The sequence below is a fragment of the Paraburkholderia sp. SIMBA_053 genome (assembly GCF_046534895.1).
Taxonomy (GTDB): domain Bacteria; phylum Pseudomonadota; class Gammaproteobacteria; order Burkholderiales; family Burkholderiaceae; genus Paraburkholderia; species Paraburkholderia caledonica.
The window spans coordinates 1-230 of the sequence record NZ_JAWRXU010001910.1; the positions used below are offsets into that span (position 1 = coordinate 1).

A 230-nucleotide genomic window follows, 5' to 3' on the forward strand; every position below is an offset into this window, starting at 1 on the left:
GCTCGCTACCGCTTCAGGCACTGTCCCAGCTAACCCCGCTGCCAATCCGTCAGCCGCGGCCGTCACGGCGCTGCCGGTGTTGCCGCGTCCGTCCGCCGATGAGTTCGACGCCGCCCTCCAGCACGGCGCCTACGCAGTGCTCACGCAGCTCGGCGTGATCGACGCGACCGGCGACGACGCCGCAAGCTTCCTGCACGGTCAGTTGACGAACGACACGCAGCACCTCGCCG

At 70.0% G+C, this 230-nt stretch carries 1 pseudogene; it reads left to right on the forward strand.

From position 1 onward, the window contains the following. Positions 1-230: pseudogene (locus SB753_RS42195) on the forward strand (folate-binding protein); the annotation flags it as partial.